Genomic DNA, 19,020 nt, shown 5'->3' with positions numbered 1-19,020 from the left:
GCGTTTTGCTATAATGTTGGGTGTATAGAGTAAAGGGTTTACATGAACTTAAGAGAAAAACAAAACATTTTTAAATTGCTCTTGGAAGGGCTCCGCTTGGTAAACCGCGCCGGTACGGTGCTGTTCGTCTACATTATCATTGCATTGGCATTAAATTCCTTGCCGTGGTGGCTGCCTCATTTTAACATCTCGCCTATCTTGATTAAGCTGTTTAATGTGTTGGCGTCTTCCTTTTTGGTGGTGCTGTTGTGGCGCGTACTGGCGGCAAAAGCCGATAACTTCGGCGAATCTTTTTCCAACTCGCTTTCTGCATCGGTCATTCCCTGTTTTTACCTGCTGCTTTTTAACCTGTTGCTGGGGGTGGCTTGCGTACTGGCTATTCTGATACTGCTGCCCATGCTTAAGTATCTCCAAAATGCAGGCCAGATACTGGTAAGCTTACTTGCCTTTTTTGTATCGGTTCGGCTTTGTTTTGCCATCCCCGCTATCGCGCTGCGCGCCCAAGGCCCCGTAAAAGCCATTATTTACAGCTGGGAAATGACGCGGGGGATAAAAGCCTTCTTTAAAACCATGTTCGTGCTGCTTGTCTGCACGGCCTTGCCGGTGCTCTGTTCCCTCGGTATTCTGCGGGCCCTTTATGTAATTATTCCGCTTCATTTTGCGGACAGTTTTAACCTAGCCGCGCTTACGCCGGGCTGGTATGCGGTGGGGGCCGGGTGTTTCTTTATTATAATGGCCGTAGGCTGCTGGGCTTTTGCCACTTTTCTGCTCTTTTTCTTAAATTGCGACTACGGTGAAAACCGCGACTCTTTTACCCCTGAGGCCCAAACGCAGATTACCTCGCAAACCACTCAGGTCTTTGGAGAGGACAACAACGTGCTTCCGCCCGGAGTTGGAAAAATTGTTACCCCGCAGGAAGCGGCCCAAATTCAGGTCACCAAAGCTTCGGTTAAAACCGTAACCGACGAAAAAGAAGTCCAACAACACTTGGAGCAGGTCTACCAGCCGCAGGCCAACGATGTGGTGCAGTATACGGAAGAAGACCGCATGCCCACGATTTTGTTTGATGACGAAATGGCAAAACAAATAGAAGAAAACAGAAAAATGTGGACGAAAAAAGAAGAAGAAAAAACGTCCAAAAACGAGGAAGGAAACGAAGGACAAAGCATTAAAATGTCCAAATAACTATGCACCGATACGCTTACGACAGTTCTTGCATACACCGTCCTTTGCAATCTTTTAAAAGTTGCAAAGAATCAAATTTTGCCGCATGTTACGGAGGGAACCCTGTGTTGGGGCTCTCTCTTTTTTTAAGTTCATTTACTAAGGAGAACCCCTTATGTCAACCCTGCTAAACACGCTTAACCTCTTAGGCGGCTTGGCTATTTTTCTGTTCGGTATGAAGATCATGAGCGACGGCCTGCAAAAAGTGTCCGGCGAAAAAATGCGCCAGCTTTTGGGCATCGCCACCACGAACCGCTTTGCGGCCACCGCCTGCGGTGCGTTGGTAACCAGCATTATTCAATCGTCCAGCGCCACCACGGTAATGGTGGTGGGCTTTGCCAGCGCCGGCCTGCTGACGCTGCACCAGTCGCTAGGCGTTATTTTCGGGGCCAACATCGGCACCACCATGACGGCGTGGATCGTCAGCTTGTTCGGGTTTAAAATGCAAATTTCGCTTTTTGCGCTGCCGGTCATTGCGGTGGGTTTTTTCGCCCAGTTTATTCCGCGGTTTATCGTCGTGCGCCGCATCGGCGAAACCATGGTGGGCTTCGGGCTCTTGTTCTTGGGATTGGATATTATGAAAAACGCCATCCCCGCCGACTTTGCCCAAAACCCGCAAGTCGTGGCATGGATTTCCCGCTTTCAGCCCAATAATCTTTTTAACCTGTTGATCCTGATTTTCAGCGGTACGATTTTAACGGTTATTTTGCAGTCTTCGAGCGCGGTTATGGCCATGACGCTTACCTGCGCCGCCGCCGGGATTATTGATTTTCCTACTTCCTGCGCGCTGGTGCTGGGGGAAAACATCGGCACCACCGTTACCGCCAACCTGGCCGCCATCGGCGCCAGCAAAAACGCACGCCGCGCGGCGCTGGGCCATTTCCTGTTCAACGTCATTGGCGTGTTTTGGGTAGCGTGCATTTTCAAACACTTTGTACACTTTGTAGACTGGCTGGTGCCCGGCTCGCCTTATACCAAGGAGACCGAAGTGCTTACCGCCGTGCTGCCGTATCACATTTCCGCCTTCCACACCACGTTTAACGTGTTAAACACGATGCTGATGCTGCCGCTGATTAACCAGCTGGCCAAGCTGACGTATCTGATTATTCCCAAATCCAAACGGGAAGACAAAAAAGAACACGAACTGATTTACCTTTCCACCCGCTTTACGCAAACGCCGGAACTGGCGCTGATTGCGGTGCGCAAAGAAGTGGAACGGATGATGAGCTTTGTAACCAAAATGACCGATAAACTCATCCACGCCGTAAAAGTGGACGACGAAAAAATGTTCCAACGCCTGATTGACGACGTAAAAGAAGCCGAAAAAACGACCGACGTGCTGGAACACAAAATCAACCTCTATTTAACTTCGCTTTCGCACGGCAACCTTTCGCGCCATGCGGTGGCGCAGGCATTTTCGCTTTTTGACGTGCTTAACAGCATTGAGCGCATGGGCGACTGCGGCGAAAAAATCGCCCGCATTTTGGAAAAATTCCACACCAAACAGCCCTTTGCCCAGGCGGACGTAAACGACTTGGAAATTATCGCCAAACTGACGAAAGAAATTACCAAGCGCACCCGCCGCGTACTGGTGGATTTCCAACAGCCCACCCGCCAGTGGCACGATCAGGCCGAACGCACCTTTGCCGAAGCCATTCACGACGAGGAGCAACTAAACGCCCTGCGCAAGCGCCTGCTGCGCGACCGCCGCGAACGCATCAACGCCGGGCAGGAAGCCTCGCCCGATTCCATTACCGCTTACGCCGATATTTTAAACAACTTTGAAAGAATCGGCGATTATGCCATGCGCGTAAACGAAAACATCCTGGGCATGCGCGCCGAAGAACGGGTGTATCACAACCCGATGGTGGAACAACAGGAACCTGCCCTTCCGCCGCAGGCATAAGGAGCTTTGCATGAAGTTCAGCCCGACAACGGTATTTCAGGACGTTACCAGCTTCTTCCCCATGCTGTGGGCCATTGTGCGGGGACGCTGGAAAATGCCCTGGAATACCTTGTTTTGGGCGGTGCTGTGCGTGGTGTATTTGCTTTCTCCCATAGACGTATTGCCAGACGTAATGCCGATAATAGGCATTACGGACGACGGGGCATTTATCCTGCTGGTGCTTACTTTGCTGCATAAAGATCTTTCCGCTTTCCGCGCGGCGCGCGCCGAGGCAAAAAATGTGTTGGAGGCACAGGTTCTCCCGCCTGACCCTGCCGACAAAAAATAACGTCCTCTTTTGCTTGCCACCCAAGACGTAAAAAACTACAATATACCTATGAAAAAATTCCTGAAACTCTGTTTCAAAATCGCGCTTGTGCTCGTGATTTTGGGGGTGGCGGCATTGGTTGCCCTGCGGCTGATGTTCCCGCCCGAAAAACTCAAGTCTATGGCGCTTGAGTACGCAAAAAACAATTTGCAGCGGGAAATTTCGTTTGACGGCATTTCCCTAAACTTGGTGGGGGTAACGCTGGACAATTTTGCCATTTCGGAAAATACCACCTTCCAAAACGGCACCTTTGCCAAGGCCGATAAACTGGTGGTAAAAATTGCGTTAAAACCCTTATTTAAAAAACGCGTAGAAATCGCCACCGTACAGCTGGACGGACTGGATGTCAACGTTATTAAAAAGCAAGACGGCTCGTTTAACTTTGATACGCTCATCCCCGCGTCCGACCCGGCGGCGGCCGCCTCTGCGGAGCAACCGGCTCAGCCGGCGGCGGCTTCGTCTTCGGCGTTTGTACTGCTGGCCGATAAAATTTCCGCCAACGACTGCAGTTTTTCATATCACGACCTGCAGACCGGGATGAAAGCTTCCGTAGACAAGCTGAACCTGGAAATCAACCAGCTGGATTTGGCGGAACCGTTTGACGTTAAAATCAATTTTAATACGTTCTATCAGCAAAAGAACGGCCCTGCCGTGGCGGTACCGGTCAATATCGCATTGCGCGTATTTTTGTCCAATTTGGATATGAAAAACGCCTACGTGACGGTAAACGATATCTCGGCTTCCTATAAAACGGTCAAATTCCAATTGAAAGGCGGCGTGCGCGATTTTACCGCACCGCAGGCCGATTTAACCGGCACCTTAAGCGGCATCAGCAACGCGATCTTCGCCGACTTCCTGCCCAACCTACCGGATTTCTCGCTGCCGGTCATCAATATGAACCTGAAGGCCGCGGCGGACTTGGAAAAATCTTCCGCCACCATTTCGCAGGCCAAGCTCTCAGTGATGGACAGCGCCCTCTCGGCCTACGGCACCGTAGGCTGGAACGGCCCCGCGCCCACGTATTCCGTCAATGCCGATCTGACCACCAACCTGGCCCAAATCGTCCAGATGACCAGCACCGTAGCCGGCTTTAATCCGGGCGGCGTCATCAGCGGGTCTTTTAAAGCCACGGATAAAAACGAAGGAAAAGACATCAGCGGCTCGGTTACGTTTAAAGACATTAGCGCCATGTATGAACCGTTTACCGTTTCGCAGTTAAACGGCACGGTCAATATCGCTTCGCTGGATAACATTTCCTCCAATTCGCTGACGGGATTGCTAAACGGGGAAAAATTCACGTCTTCCTTCTCGTATCAGAATATCAAAGACGTGATGAACGTGGTGCTGAACCTGGATTTAGCCAAGTTTACGCTAAAAGAACTGCCCGCGGCCGCTGCGGAAACGACCGCTGAAGCGGCCCCGCAAACCGCGGCGGAGGACTCCGCTTCTCAAGAAGCCCAGCCGGCCGCCCAAACGACTGCGGCTTCTTCCGGCAACCTGCTTTTAAACCTTAAAGCCAACATAAAAGTAGGCCCCATTGAAGTGCCTTATTTCCGGGCGGACGGATTTTCGTTAACGGCCAATCTGACCGATATTACCGACACCATGACCAAGGCCAACGGACAAGTGTCCTTTAACCTGCAGCCGGGCGCCATTACGAATTTGGATTCGTTTGTAAAAGAAAACAAAATCGTAAAAATTCTGCTCTTGCCTATCAGCATTGTGCGCAAGGTGGCGGGCGCGCTGAATGTGGAGCTGTTCCCCGCGCAGGAAAACGCCCAAAAAGGCGAAATTTCCTTTACCAGCGGCGAAGGCGTTTACACGTTTGTAAACGGCGTGATGCGCGTAGACAAAACCACCTTCAACTCGCAGGTAACCGACATTTCCGGCTCGGGCACGATTAACTTCCTCACGCAGGCGTTGGATATGAAAGTGTCCGCCACGGTGCTTACCTCGCAAACGCCGGTCGTCATCAAAATCGGCGGCACGATGGACAACCCCAGCGGCAAGCTGGACGTAGTCAGCACGGTAGGCTCCTTGGTGGGGGGCATTTTGAATTATAAAACGTCCGGGAAAGTCGTCAGCGGGACGGCCAACGCCGCCGGCAATGTGGCTTCGGGCGCGGTAAAAACAACGGGCAAAGTGGCTGCCACCGCCGCCAACGCCGCCGCGGACACCGTAAAAGGTACGGTAAACGCGGCCAAAGACGCCTTGAAAGGACTGGGGGGACTGTTTAAAAAGTCCGACTCGTCCGAAGAAAAGAAATAAAACAGCTGTTTTTTAAAAATCCCCGGAGAAATCCGGGGATTTTTTTACACCAAACTTTTCCTTCTTCTTTCCTCGGCGGCCCTTTAGCCGAAGGCGTTTCTTAAAAGCCCTTTTTAATTTGCCTTGCAAGGCGCCGATTTCAGCTGACGCGTGTGCGGAAATATCATATAATAAACAATATATGGGACATTTTTTGCTTTTCCTTACGAACCTGATTTTCCCGTTTGCCGCCTTGGGCGTAGTGGTGGGGTTTTTGCTCTCGCCCCGCAGGGGCCTGCTCAAACACTTGGGCCAAGAACTGAAAGAACGCTTCGGGCTAGAAGAAGAGGGGGAAATCCCGCAAAAAGCCATTTGGCTTCACTGCGCAAGCGTGGGGGAAGTAATGTCGATGAAAGAAGTGATTGCCCGCCTGAAAGATTTTTATAAACGCGACATTTTAGTAACCACCACCACCGAAGCCGGCAAAGAAACCGCTTTAAAAAACCCGAACATTTCCAAGGCGCTGCTTGCCCCGCTGGATTTTTATCCTTCCTGCAAGCGTTTTATCACGCTGGCAAAACCTTACCGCTTGTTTATTGTAGAACGGGAAATATGGCCCAATATGCTCCAAGCCGCCCATCAGGCAGGCGTTCCTGCGGCCCTGATTAACGGGCGGATTTCCGCCAAATCCACCCGCGCCTACAAATGCGTGCGCCCCTTATTTAAACAAGTACTGGGAACACTGGCCTTTGCGGCCCTGCAAACCCAGCAAGCCGCCCAGCGCTACGAAGAATTGGGCCTGCCCAAAGACCACATTTTTGTATGCGGAAACGTTAAATACGACACGCTAAACGACCGCCCCGCCAAAACCGCGGAAGTAAACAAAATCCTTACCGCCTTGGGCTGGAGCGGAAAGCAAATTCTGGTCTGCGGCAGCACCCACCCGCTGGAAGAAACCATGCTTCTGCGCGCCGCGCCGGAATTTGTCAAAAAAGGGATTAAAATTATTTTTGCCCCGCGCCATTTGGAGCGCAAGCCCGAAATTGAAATGACCCTGCGCCAAAGCGGGCTGCGCTACGCGTTTGTAAGCCAGCAAAATTTTAACAAAGAAACCGATATTTTATGCGCCGACGTGATGGGGCTGCTGCAATCGCTCTACGCCTGCGCTACGCTGGCTTTTGTGGGGGGATCTGTGGAGCGGCGCGGCGCGCATAATTTGCTGGAGCCGGCCATTTTGTCCAAAACGGTTTTATTCGGAAAATACTTTTACAATGCCCCGCTTACCGCCCAGGCCCTATTGGAAAACGGCGGGGGGGTGCTGGTAGACGAATCCAATTTTAAAGAAACGGTACTGCGCCTGCTGGCCGACCCGGCCCAGCTGGAGAATATGTCCGACAAAGCGCGCAAAGCGGCGCTTAGCTTTAAAGGAGCAACCGACAAAATAATGGAAGTGGTAAAAAACTATGAACGAAAATGAACCTAAAATTTTGGTCGTACGCCTTTCTTCGCTGGGGGATATTGTGCTGTCTTCTCCCGTGTACAAAAACCTCAAAGCCAAATGGCCCCACGCGCACATTACGCTAATGGTAAAGCCCCAGTTTGCCCAAGTGCTGGCCGGGCACCCGGACATTGACGAAATTATGGTGGCAAAAAAGGGCCTCTGGGCCAACATCCGCCAAATCCGCGCGGGCCACTACACGCATTATTTGGATTTGCACTCCACGCTAAAAAGCATTTTGATGGGCTTTTTCAGCCGCATTCCCAACCGCATCCGCTACGATAAAAATTCCGTGGCCCGCCGCATGCTGGTTAAATTTCACAAAAATTCCCCGGTTTTGGAAAAACACACGCTGGACAAATACTTGGAAGCGTTAAAAGCGTGGGACATTGACATTAAATACAAAGCCCCCAAACTGGGCGACTGGGCCTACCAGCACGCCAATATGACGGGCAAAAAAGTAAACAAAATAGGTATTTTCCAAACCTCGTTCATCGGCGACAGCGTGCTGACCACGCCCTTAATCCAAAAAACGGCCAAGCTGTTCCCGGAGACAAAAATCGTGGTCATCACCCGCCCGCAGACGGAAGACATCTTCCGCCCGATGAAGGAAGTTTCCGAAATCATTTTAAACGACAAAAGAGGCTGGAACAAAATTTTTGGCGTATGGAAAACCGCCAAAGCCATTAAAAATTCCGGCATTGATATTTTGCTCGTGCCGCACCGCAGCTTCAGAAGCGCGCTGATTGCCTGGCTTTCGCGCGTGCCGGTGCGCATTGGGTTTACGTCCAGCGAAGGGTGGTTCTTCTATACCAAGACGGTTCCGTTCTCGTGGATGATTCACGATGCGGAGCGGAATTTGTCGCTCCTGCAGGGAATTGTAAAAGAGAAATTTACGGCCGAAAAACTCAGCATGCGCTATGCGCCGTCCGCCGAAGAAAATGTGGCCCGCCTGATGAAAGATTTCAATTTGGAAGGGCAAACCTTAGTCGGCATTCACGCGGGCAGCGCCTGGCCCACCAAATGCTGGCCCATGGAGTATTTTGTGCAGCTCATCAGCCGCCTGCAAACGGAACTGGGCGTGAAGGCCGTGCTCGTGGGCGGCGGCGCCAAAGACGCCGACCTGGGCGAAAAAATCTGCCAGCTTTCCAAAGGGCACGCCGCCAATTTGTGCGGCAAAACGAGCCTGGCCGACTTAATGGCGCTGATGAAACACTTTAAACTGTTTATCACCAACGATTCCGGCCCCATGCACATCGCCACCGCATTTGACGTGCCCACCTTGGCCATTTTCGGCCCCACCACGCGGGAGTTGGGATTTTTCCCGTACGGGGAAGGGCACCGCGTGATGGAAGTGAAAGACCTGCCCTGCCGCCCGTGTGCCTTGCACGGGGGGAGAAAATGCCCCTTGGGTCATTTTAAATGTATGAAAGACATCCTGCCCGACCGCGTTTTCCAAAACGCCAAGGAGATGCTGGAAGAAAACCACTCCCTGCCCGCGCAGACGGAGAAAAAAGCCGAACCGGCAACCGCCAAATAGACCTTGTACAATAAAAAAACCCCGGAATTTCCGGGGTTTTTTATGTGTAACAAACCGTTAAAAAATGTCGTCCGGCCGCTCGTCCAGCGCTTCTTTTGTTTTCAAAAAGAGCTGTTTAATTTGCGGCAGTTTTTCAAGCGGAATCCAAATTCCTTTTTTGGTAAACCCGCAGTCTTCCTGCCATTGGCGCAAGTCCAGCCCGCGCCGCCCTTTAAACGAACCGACCGACGCCACCACGCAAATGCCCGGCCGTTTGGCAAATTTACCCAACTGCCCGTTGGAAACGGCTTTGGGATCATCGGGCAAGGCGGCCAGCAGCGGCTCCAGCGCGCGTACGATTTCGGGCGTCATGGTAATGCCGTCGCGCGTCGCGCCAGAAAAACTGTCCGAAGCGACATAGCGCCGCACCGATACGTAGCGGTAGCCCCGGTAGGCGTCAATCGTAAAGCGGATTTCTTCCCCGTTTTCCAGCGGGCAAGAGCCGATATCCCGTAATAAAGTAAAGCTGCTTTCACTCATTTTTTTCTTCCGCCTGCCCAAAAGGAGGCGTCCCCCTGTTGCTTATCTTCTAAAATATGATATGATAGCTTTAGTTATATTCTAGTGATTGCCTAGGATAAAATCAAGCAGTTTTTGTATAATAAATTAAAAGTTTTCCACTTTTTAATTAAGGACGATTATGACCGAAAACCCTTCTTCTTCTTTGGTAGGAAAAGAAATCTCCGGATGCGAAATTTTAAACAAAGTGGCCGAAGGCGGCATGGGCGCCGTCTATAAAGCGCGCCATAAAGCGTTAAACAGAATCGTATGCGTTAAAATTTTAAGTCCCGCCTTGGCAAACGACAAAAAAGCCGTGGAACTTTTCCTGACCGAAGCCCGCGCCATTGCCGAGTTGGATCACCCCAACATCGTAAACGTATACAACGTAGGCAAAGAAAAAGGGTATTATTTTATCGTCATGTCCTTTATTGAAGGGCAGACGCTTTCCATGCTGCTTAAGCGCAACAAAGTGCTTCCCATCGGTTTGGTGCTGGATTTGTTTGAAGGCGTGCTCTTGGGCTTGGACGCCGCCCACGCCAAAGGTATTATTCACCGCGACATCAAACCTTCCAACATTTTAATCAATCCGCAGGGCCAGCCCAAGCTGGTGGATTTTGGTATCGCCAAAAAAGTAGACAAAGAAAAAGGCTCCACCAAAACCACCGAACTGGCCGGCACGGCGTATTTCATTGCGCCGGAACAGGCGTTGGGAAAAGATTTGGACACCCGCGCCGATTTGTATTCCGTAGGGGCCAGCTTGTATTACGTACTGACCGGGCAATTTCCCTATAACGGAAAAAACACGATTGATATTATTCAAAAACACATCAATGACCCCGTACCGGATCCCGCTAAACTGAGGCCGGATATGCCGGGGTGGCTGTCGCTGGCGGTGCAGAAACTAATGAGCAAAAATCCGGATGACCGCTTTCAAACCGCCAAGGAAACGTATCTCTACTTTAAAAAAATGCGCGCGGAAGACCAACTGCGCGTGAGAATGGGCAACTCGGGCCGTGCGATTGATTTGGGGGAAGAAGGCCCGCTTCGCATTGTAAAAGAAGAAAAAAGAACGACCGAAACCATCCGCCGGCAACGCGCCGAACAGGCCGCCGTGCGCAAGCCGACCACTTCGTCTGCCCATTTGCCACTCATACCGCAGGTGGATGCATCGGCACCTAATGAACCCGCCGAAAAGAGAAAGCCAGCTTCCCAGCCCACCATCCGCATGATGGAAGCAAAAGACGTAAAACCGGTGGACGTATTTGTACCCGCCGCCAAAAAAGCGGACAAGCCGATTTTAACGGATAAATTTGGCCTGGGGGCCCGCGTGTTAGCCAAAATGGCCATTTTCCTGCCGCTTTTTATGGTGTTGGCGGGAGCGGTTATGTATGTGTTTTACCTGCTGGGCAAAATCTGTTCCGTCCATATAGACGAGCAAGCCGGGCTGGTGTCCAATCTGATTATGCCCTTCTTTGCCTCCACTTATGAGCCCAACCAACTGCTGATGACGGGCATTGCCCTGGGGTTGTTGGTGGTGGTGTTTGCCTCGTCGTCCATTCGCGCCTTTTCCCGTTCCACTACGCTACTTTTGGTGCTGGCGTTGGTGTCTTATATGGCGGGGCTCTTTACCCCGCAAGTGCCGTTTATGGAACTGGCCAACGTAAGCCAATTTATTTTTACGCCGGAGTATTACTTATGCTATTTGGTGTTCGTCGCGGCATGGGCCGTCAGCTTGTGCTGGACGATTAACCGCTCGCTGGGGCAGCGCATCTTGGCGGCTTCCCTGTCGGTATTGGCCATAGTGCTGGCGTATTTATCCTCCCACTTGTCCATTGCGCCGGATACGCAGTCGCTGGTGGTGAAAATCGTCTTTTATGCGGGGCTCTTTTGTGCGGTGCTGTGCGTGTACCACTTGGCGGCCCGCAGCGAAAAAGACCGCATTCTGCTGCCCTGTTTCCTGCTGTTATTTGCGGGGGCGGCCATTTGGGCCTATTCCGTTTCCGGCCTGGCGGGCAACATCAACAAATCGCTTGATGTGCTGACCGCCAACATCGTGGTCAAAGAAACCGACGTCGTTAAATCCAACCAAAAAGTAGAAGATTTGGTCGGAATAGACACGCGCCGGCAGGTGTTTGCGTCGCTTAATAAAACAAACGAATTGACCAATATGCCAGATGACCAGGCCTATGAATTTTTATCCAAAAAAATAAACCAAGAGGCGCCGAACGTATTTGACGAAAATACCAAGCCGCTTTTTATCTACTTTCTGCTGAATTATTACCGGGGCGGGGAAAGCAAAATGAAGTTTACCGTGTGGGATTATGCGATGAGCTTCCCCGTAAAAAACTTTAACGTAAATGCCCAGCATAACAACGCATATTTCTTTTTGTTAGCGATGTTATACGTGTTTGGAATTATTTCCTGTGCGGGAACTATCTTTTTCAGTGAGGAATTATGAGCAGCTTCGATATTGAGTTTGCCGCCGTAACCGATATTGGGAAAATCCGCGAGAAAAACGAGGATAACGTCCTCATCTCTTCCGACTTGGGGCTGGGCGTCGTAGCCGACGGAATGGGCGGGCACAGCGCCGGAGAAATTGCCAGCAACATTGCGGTTTCCGTATTGGCGGAAACCATCCGCAAGGTAAATAACCAGCAATTAAAAATTCCGGATAATTTCCTGCCCAAGTTAGACCCGGTGGAAAGAAAACTCTTAATGGCCGCCAATCTGGCCAATGCCGCCATTTACTCCACGGCGCAATCTTCGGATATTTACCGCATGATGGGCACCACCCTGACGGGCGTTTTGTTTGACAAAGACTGCGCCACCGCCGTACACGTGGGGGATTCCCGCTTATATTTATTCCGCGATAATAAAATCGTCCAAATCACTACCGACCATTCTTTGGCGATGGAACACGTCCGCCGCGGCCTGCTGACCCGGGCGGAAGCGGATCACTCTAAAATTCAAAACGTCTTAACCCGCGCCATGGGAATCAAAAAGAACATCGAGTTTGACCTGCTTAAATTCCCGGTAAAAGTGGGGGATATGCTGCTGCTGTGCTCGGACGGGCTTTACAAAGGCCTGCGCGAATGCGATATGGCCGCCATGTTGGCGCAAGGCCAGCAAACCCCGATTGTAAAGCTTTGCAAACAACTGGTGCGCGTTTCCAATGAAAACGACGGGCAGGACAATATCTCGGCCGTTTTAATCAAGATTTTGCCTGCGCAAAAAATGTCCTTTAAACAGCGCTTGCGGCGCTTCTTTTCAAAAGCATAAAATCTGTTTGTACCGTCTTAATGAACAACCCCTTTTTTAGCACTCTAAGAAAGGGGTTGACAATTTTCATCAGATATGCTAAATTAGCATTAAGCTTAAGCGAGTGCTAATAACACCGCAGGCGATTTGAAACATATTTTCGTAAAGGAGTGAATGGAATATGGCAGAAGTTAAAATTAAACCGTTGGGCGACCGCGTAATCGTAAAGCCCATCGAAAGAGAAACCATGAAGGGGGGAATCATCATTCCGGACACCGCTAAAGAAAAACCGATGGAAGGCGAAGTGTTAGCCGTCGGGCCGGGCAAGTTGAACGACAAAGGCGAACGGGCGCCCATGGATGTGAAAAAAGGCGACCGCGTGCTGTACGGCAAATACTCCGGCACGGAAATCAAGCTGGACGATGAAGCGTATTTAATCATTCACCAAGACGAAATCTTGGGCATTTTGGGGTAAGAGAGAGGAAGTGAAACATTATGGCTAAACAAATTATTTACGGCGATGAAGCCCGCGCCAAAATGAAATCGGGCATTGAAAAAGTTGCAAACGCAGTAAAAGTTACGCTGGGCCCCAAGGGCAGAAGCGTAGTGTTGGAAAAAAAGTTTGGCTCTCCCTTGATTATTGACGACGGCGTAACCATCGCCAAAGACATTGAACTGGAAGACAAATTTGAAAATATGGGCGCGCAGCTCATCCGCGAAGTAGCTTCTAAAACCAACGACGTCGCGGGCGACGGTACCACCACCGCCACGGTATTGGCCAACGCCATGCTGACCGAAGGGATTAAAAACATCACCGCCGGCGCCAACCCGACCTTGGTGAAAAAAGGCATCGAAATGGCCGTAGAAGCCACCAAAGAAGAACTGAACAAAATGCACAAACCGGTCAAAACCAAAGAAGAAAAAGCGCAAATTGCCACCATTTCTTCCAACGACCGCGAAATCGGAAATATGATTGCCGAAGCCATTGAAAAAGTGGGTGCCGAAGGCGTCATCACGGTAGAAGAAGGCAAAACCGCCACGACTCAGCTGGACATCGTGGAAGGGATGCAGTTTGACCGCGGCTATATTTCGCCTTACTTTGTAACCGATTCCGAAAGAATGGAATGCGTGCTTGAAAATCCCTACATCATTGTAACGGATAAAAAGATTTCGTCTATGAACGAACTCTTGCCGGTACTGGAAAAAATTGTACAAAGCGGCAAACAGTTCCTCATCATTGCCGAAGATGTGGACGGCGAAGCGCTGGCTACGTTGGTAGTCAACAAACTGCGCGGCACCTTGAAAGGCTGTGCGGTAAAAGCTCCGGGCTTTGGCGACAGACGCAAAGAAATGTTGGAAGACATCGCCATTTTGACCGGCGGCGAAGTGTTGAGCGAAGAACGCGGCATTAAGCTGGACAAAGCCGAACTGGCCATGCTGGGCCAATGTGCCCGCGTGGTAGTGGACAAAGAAAACACCACCATCGTCAGCGGCAAAGGCAGCAAAGAAGCCATTGCCGCCCGCGCGGAACAAATCCGCAAACAGATTGAAAACTCCAAGAGCGAGTACGACAAAGAAAAACTCCAAGAACGCTTGGCCAAGCTCTCCGGCGGCGTAGCCGTCATCAGCGTAGGCGCAGCCACGGAAACGGAACTGAAAGCCAAAAAAGCCAAAGTGGAAGACGCCAAAAACGCCACCAAAGCCGGTGTGGAAGAAGGCCTTGTACCCGGCGGCGGAGTGGCCTTGGCGCGCTGCCAAAAGAAGTTGGACGCGTTAAAAGCCGATAACGAAGATATCCGCACGGGTATCAACATTGTCCGCAAAGCCTTGACGGCTCCTTTGAAACAAATCGCCGTCAACGCCGGGTTGGACGGAGCCGTAGTGGTAGACAATGTGCTCAAGATGACCGGCGCGGCCGACGGATACGATGCGGAAAAGAACCAATACTGCGACCTCTTAAAAGCGGGCGTAGTAGATCCGGCCAAAGTGGTTCGCACCGCCTTGGAAAATGCGGCGTCCATTACGGGGACGGTTCTCTTGACCGAAACCTTGGTGGCGGACGCTCCCGAAAAAGAAGGCGCTCACGCTCCTGCCATGCCCGGCATGGGGGGAATGGGCGGCATGATGTAATTTAAATGCCACACCAAAAGCCGGCCTGAAAAAGGCCGGCTTTTTTTATGGGTAAGATTTCCAAAAGACCTATATTTTTTGGGCCCTCTGTCCGAAGGGCCTGGGCCTTTTGGCCCTGGAAATATCCGCATTTATTATATATGATAAGTAAAGAAAGGTATATTTCCTTTAGGAGAAACTATGAAAAAAACATTCGCTCTTGTCTGTTTGTCTTTGTTAGGGGTTACCGCTGCATTTGCCGCCGGAAAACCGGCTTCTAAAGCCGATGTAAGCGCGGCCGTTAATGCCAAAGTGGCTAACGCCCTGCAGAACAATAACGGTGCCATTAAAAACAATCTGCGCGTAGATTTCAGAATTACCGAATACGTCACCCGCTATGTGGAGGACGGCGTCGTTTTCCCGAGTGAAGATGAACCGCAGAACGGCCGAATCCAAAAAGGCCCGTATGAAGCCGATTTAGCCTGCAAAGCGTACGCGCTGGACTCCAACTGGCTGATTCTTTCCGGCACCTGCATGCGCTACAGCCCCGACCCGGTACAGGTATATGAACCCACCTATTACGAACGCGACGGACGCGAAATAGATTCCGACTTCAGCGTAGGCAACTACTCTATCCCGGCCAAAAATTATGCCTATAACGACGATATAATGTTGCTGTGGACGGGAGATGCCAATACCGCTAAGTTCTTAAGTGAGCTGCCCAAAGTAAACGTGCTGGCGGTTTCTTCGCCCAACAAATTGTTTGCGCTGAGCGACGTCAACACCTTTAAAATTAACACGGCCCGCTTGGGAACCAATGCCATCCGCGAAAGAAAACTGAAAACCAACTCGATTAAAGGCAATATGCTGCAGTTGGAAGAAGGCGCCACGGATCTTTCCGGCACGGCCACCGACCCGTTGTTTTTGGTCACTCCGAGCGGCAGAGAATTCTTAGCTGGCTACAACGACGGTATTTTGGGTTATGCGTTGCAAATTACTTTTAACGACATCGTCCACACCTTTGACGGCAGAACCTCCAAAGATTATTTCACGCTGAGTGAAAAAGACTTGAACTTCATCAAAAAAACCGTCTTGGAACAACGCCCCGGCGATTGGAAACGCATTAAAAACCGCCTGTTCTTGGATCAAACGGCAACCCCGTATTTCAAATAAATTTTACCAAGAAGCGAAACGAACACCGGCCTTAAAAAAAGGCCGGTGTTTTTAGTATAGAACGGCGCCAAATTTCATATAATAAATTAAATTCAAAAAAGGGGGTATCTATGAATAATCCGATGTTAAATGAAAATGCGTTTAAACGCGCACAAGCACGCGCCCTGTCCGACACGGGCGTTATGACGCTGCAGGGCACCATTAATAAAACGTTCTTGTTGCTCTTTCTCTGCGTCGTCGGCGGAATGATTACCTGGACGCACTACCAAAGCTGGGCCGGAGCCACCGGGATTATCGCCATTGTAGCTTTTGTAGTGGCGCTTATTACTTCTTTTAAACCGACGGCCGCCCCGATTACTGCCCCGATTTATGCTTTCTTGGAAGGGTTGTTTTTGGGCGTTATTTCGGCCATGTACAATGCGCAGTTCCAAGGAATTGTGTTTAATGCCGTAGCGATCACGGTGCTGGTGTTTTTTGTGATGTTGTTTGTCTACAGAACCGGCATTATCCGCGTTACGCGCGGGCTGGCCGTGGGCATTTTCTCGGCCACTGCGGCCATTGCGCTTTTGTATATCGGGTCTTTTCTTCTCTCGCTCTTTGGCGTGAGCACCGCGTACTTAACGTCCAACTCGCCGCTGGCTATCGGCATCAGCGTGGTCATTTGTGCGGTGGCGGCGTTCAATTTTCTGTTGGACTTTAACTTTATTGACGCGATGACCTCCCGCTATCAGGCGCCGAAACATATGGAATGGTATGCCGGATTTGGCCTGCTGGTTACGCTGGTGTGGCTGTATATTGAAATTTTGCAGCTTTTGGCCAAAATGCAGCGCAAATAAATGCGTGCCGGAGCCGTACAAATTTTGTAAAATTTAAGAAGTGAAAGGCACGGCCTAAAGCCGGGCCGGAATTCAAAAAGGAGTCAAGGAAACTATGAATTTTGACAGCATTAAAAAAATTCAGGATGTTGACCTGAAAAACAAAAAAGTCTTGGTGCGCGTGGATTACAACGTGCCGCTGAAAGACGGAAAAGTAGACAACAACAAACGCATCGTTGCTACCGAAAAAACCATTAAACACTTGCTGGACAATAACTGCCGCATCGTGCTGATCGCCCACTTGGGCCGCCCGAAAGGCAAGGTTTGCCCGGAATTCAGCCTGGCTCCTGTAGCCGCCGAAGTGGAAAAACTGTTTGGCGTGCCGGTGCACTTTGCCAAAGACTGCGTAGGCCCGGAAGCCGATAAAGTGGTAGCCGAAACCAAGAACGGCGAAATCGCCTTGTTGGAAAACCTCCGCTTCCACCCCGAAGAAGAAAAGAACGATCCCGAATTTGCCAAACAACTGGCCAAACACGGCGAAGTGTTTGTGCAGGAAGCCTTCGGTACGGTACACCGCGCCCACGCTTCCACCAGCGCCATTGCGGATTTCTTGCCCGGCTGCGCGGGTTACCTCGTACAGAAAGAAGTAGAATTTTTGGGCAAAGCCTTGGAAAACCCGGCCAGACCGTTTGCCGCGGTAGTAGGCGGGGCCAAAGTGTCCGACAAAATTATGCTGCTTAACAATTTGATGGATAAAGTAAACGTCCTGGTCATCGGCGGCGGTATGGCGTACACGTTCCTCAAAGTACAGGGCCACGAAATCGGCAAATCTTTGTTTGACGCCGAAAAAGAAGACGAAGCCAAAGCCGTATTGGCCAAAGCGCAGGAAAAAGGCGTAAAGATTCTGTTGCCGGTAGACCACATTTGCGGCAAAGAATTTGCCGAAACGGCCGAACCTGTAACGGTGGAAGACATCAATATCCCGGCCGATTTGATGGGTATGGATATCGGCCCGAAAACGATGGCGATGTTCCGCGAAGAACTCTTGAAATGCAAAACGATCTTCTGGAACGGCCCGATGGGCGTGTTTGAATTCCCGAACTTTGCCAAAGGCAGCTTTGCCATTGCCCAGGCGATGATTGACGCCACGAAAGCCGGCGCCACCACGATTATCGGCGGCGGGGACAGCGTCAACGTGCTGAAAAAAGGCAAATTCAATCAAAAAGAACTCTCCCACGTTTCCACCGGCGGCGGCGCCAGCATGGAATTTGTGGAAGGGAAAGAATTGCCCGGCTTAGTGGCGTTAGCCAAATAAGACGGCAATTTCTTAAGCAGTATTTTGCTTACACAAACCGGGCCTGTTTCTTAGGCCCGGTCTATTTTTAAGCAAGAATTGCCTACTAAACGGGTTCTGCCCAACCGACAGGGAAAGGGCCTCTACAGCCGAAGGAAAGCACACCGGGGCCAAAAATTTGTATAATGATATTGTTATTTTTTATAGGAGAATTGCCTAACATGTATACCTTAGTTTTGATTTTGCACTTTATCGTTTGCGTATTGCTGATTTTACTGGTCTTGTTACAAAGCGGCAAAGGTTCTGCCGCCGGTATTTTTGGCGCCTCGGGAGCGGATAATTTGTTTGCCAGCCCCACCGCGTTTAATGCCGTCAATAAATTCACCGCTATTTTGGCCGCCGTGCTGATGAGCACTTCTATTATTTTGACGATCGCCTCCAACAAAAAATCTTCCGAATCGGTGTTGGATTCCGTCAAAATTCCGGCGCCGACCGCCCCGGCTCAAGCGGGCAAATAATTTTCAAACTCCCTCGTAAAAACGGGGGAGTGTTTTCTTGCGCGGGATATATTTTTTTGCTAGAATATATACGTAGCAGGCAGTTCTTTAAAAATCCCTCTTAGTACAATTTTTCGCGCAGGTGGCGGAATTGGTATACGCGTGCGTTTGAGGGGCGCATGCCGCAAGGCTTGAGGGTTCGAGTCCCTCTCTGCGCATGATTTTAACCCGGGTGCAAACCCGGGTTTTTTGTTGCGCTAGAGAGCAGGCCAACTGCTTGGCCTGCGTAGGGACGAGAAAGGCGCAGCGTTGCACGAGTTTGAGCGCAGCGAAAGGCGAGTGCCGCGAGCCCGGACTGCAGGCATTTTCCGTCAGGAAAATGACCGGAAGGCGAGTCCCTCTCTGCGCATGATTTTAACCCGGGTGTAAACCCGGGTTTTTTATTGCGCTAGAGAGCAGGCCAACTGCTTGGCCTGCGTAGGGACGAGAAAGGCGCAGCGTTGCACGAGTTTGAGCGCAGCGAAAGGCGAGTGCCGCGAGCCCGGACTGCAG

Annotated in this window: 15 protein-coding genes and 1 tRNA gene; 15 read left to right on the top strand and 1 reads right to left on the bottom strand. The window is 50.8% G+C overall.

What is annotated here, in order from left to right:
- Positions 1–42 precede the first annotated feature (42 nt).
- The 6 genes from B5F75_RS02795 to waaF all read left to right on the top strand — a co-directional run bounded on the left by B5F75_RS02795 (position 43) and on the right by waaF (position 8,782).
- The gene (locus tag B5F75_RS02795; RefSeq protein ID WP_087287638.1) at positions 43–1,185 is read left to right on the top strand and encodes a glycerophosphoryl diester phosphodiesterase membrane domain-containing protein; all 1,143 of its coding nucleotides are present in this window, start codon (positions 43–45) and stop codon (positions 1,183–1,185) included.
- A gap of 154 nt (positions 1,186–1,339) precedes the next feature.
- The gene (locus tag B5F75_RS02790) at positions 1,340–3,130 is read left to right on the top strand and encodes a Na/Pi cotransporter family protein (RefSeq protein ID WP_087287634.1); all 1,791 of its coding nucleotides are present in this window, start codon (positions 1,340–1,342) and stop codon (positions 3,128–3,130) included.
- 10 nt (positions 3,131–3,140) lie between these two features.
- Positions 3,141–3,458: a YkvA family protein gene (locus B5F75_RS02785; protein ID WP_087287631.1), complete on the top strand. Its 318-nt coding sequence runs from the start codon at positions 3,141–3,143 to the stop codon at positions 3,456–3,458.
- Positions 3,459–3,506: 48 nt separating this feature from the next.
- A complete protein-coding gene (locus B5F75_RS02780) occupies positions 3,507–5,765 on the top strand; it encodes an AsmA family protein (protein WP_087287626.1) in 2,259 nt (752 codons plus the stop codon).
- Between the two features lie 181 nt (positions 5,766–5,946).
- Complete coding sequence (locus B5F75_RS02775; protein ID WP_087287623.1) at positions 5,947–7,221, top strand: 3-deoxy-D-manno-octulosonic acid transferase; 1,275 nt, start codon at positions 5,947–5,949, stop codon at positions 7,219–7,221.
- Positions 7,208–8,782 (top strand): lipopolysaccharide heptosyltransferase II, encoded by a 1,575-nt coding sequence (gene waaF / locus B5F75_RS02770; RefSeq protein ID WP_087287620.1) that lies wholly within the window; start codon positions 7,208–7,210, stop codon positions 8,780–8,782. Before B5F75_RS02775 ends, waaF begins: the two co-directional genes overlap by 14 nt.
- A gap of 57 nt (positions 8,783–8,839) precedes the next feature.
- Here the strand turns inward: waaF and B5F75_RS02765 are convergent, their stop codons facing one another.
- Positions 8,840–9,301, bottom strand: coding sequence for a transcriptional coactivator p15/PC4 family protein (locus B5F75_RS02765; RefSeq protein ID WP_087287617.1), 462 nt, complete (start codon positions 9,299–9,301; stop codon positions 8,840–8,842).
- A 160-nt stretch (positions 9,302–9,461) separates the two neighbouring features.
- On the opposite strand from B5F75_RS02765, the gene B5F75_RS02760 reads away from it, so the two are divergent.
- The 9 genes from B5F75_RS02760 (at position 9,462) to B5F75_RS02720 (ending at position 18,686) form a co-directional block, all read left to right on the top strand.
- Complete coding sequence (locus B5F75_RS02760; RefSeq protein ID WP_087287615.1) at positions 9,462–11,780, top strand: serine/threonine protein kinase; 2,319 nt, start codon at positions 9,462–9,464, stop codon at positions 11,778–11,780.
- The gene (locus B5F75_RS02755) at positions 11,777–12,601 is read left to right on the top strand and encodes a PP2C family protein-serine/threonine phosphatase (RefSeq protein ID WP_087287612.1); all 825 of its coding nucleotides are present in this window, start codon (positions 11,777–11,779) and stop codon (positions 12,599–12,601) included. Before B5F75_RS02760 ends, B5F75_RS02755 begins: the two co-directional genes overlap by 4 nt.
- Positions 12,602–12,761: 160 nt before the next feature.
- Positions 12,762–13,055, top strand: coding sequence for a co-chaperone GroES (locus B5F75_RS02750; protein ID WP_087287609.1), 294 nt, complete (start codon positions 12,762–12,764; stop codon positions 13,053–13,055).
- 20 nt (positions 13,056–13,075) lie between these two features.
- The gene (gene groL / locus B5F75_RS02745; RefSeq protein WP_087287606.1) at positions 13,076–14,710 is read left to right on the top strand and encodes a chaperonin GroEL; all 1,635 of its coding nucleotides are present in this window, start codon (positions 13,076–13,078) and stop codon (positions 14,708–14,710) included.
- A 180-nt stretch (positions 14,711–14,890) separates the two neighbouring features.
- Complete coding sequence (locus B5F75_RS02740; protein ID WP_087287603.1) at positions 14,891–15,862, top strand: hypothetical protein; 972 nt, start codon at positions 14,891–14,893, stop codon at positions 15,860–15,862.
- A 110-nt stretch (positions 15,863–15,972) separates the two neighbouring features.
- Positions 15,973–16,698: a Bax inhibitor-1/YccA family protein gene (locus B5F75_RS02735; RefSeq protein WP_087287601.1), complete on the top strand. Its 726-nt coding sequence runs from the start codon at positions 15,973–15,975 to the stop codon at positions 16,696–16,698.
- A gap of 94 nt (positions 16,699–16,792) precedes the next feature.
- Positions 16,793–17,992 (top strand): phosphoglycerate kinase, encoded by a 1,200-nt coding sequence (locus tag B5F75_RS02730; protein WP_087287598.1) that lies wholly within the window; start codon positions 16,793–16,795, stop codon positions 17,990–17,992.
- 200 nt (positions 17,993–18,192) lie between these two features.
- Positions 18,193–18,489, top strand: a complete 297-nt coding sequence (secG, locus tag B5F75_RS02725) for a preprotein translocase subunit SecG (protein WP_158093754.1) — start codon at positions 18,193–18,195, stop codon at positions 18,487–18,489.
- 115 nt (positions 18,490–18,604) lie between these two features.
- A tRNA-Leu gene (locus B5F75_RS02720) sits at positions 18,605–18,686 on the top strand.
- Positions 18,687–19,020 lie beyond the last annotated feature (334 nt).

Origin of the sequence: Elusimicrobium sp. An273 (assembly GCF_002159705.1) — a bacterium.
GTDB lineage: Bacteria > Elusimicrobiota > Elusimicrobia > Elusimicrobiales > Elusimicrobiaceae > Avelusimicrobium > Avelusimicrobium gallicola.
The sequence above is the reverse complement of the archived record's forward strand: the minus strand, read 5'-3'. Positions and strand labels throughout refer to the sequence as shown.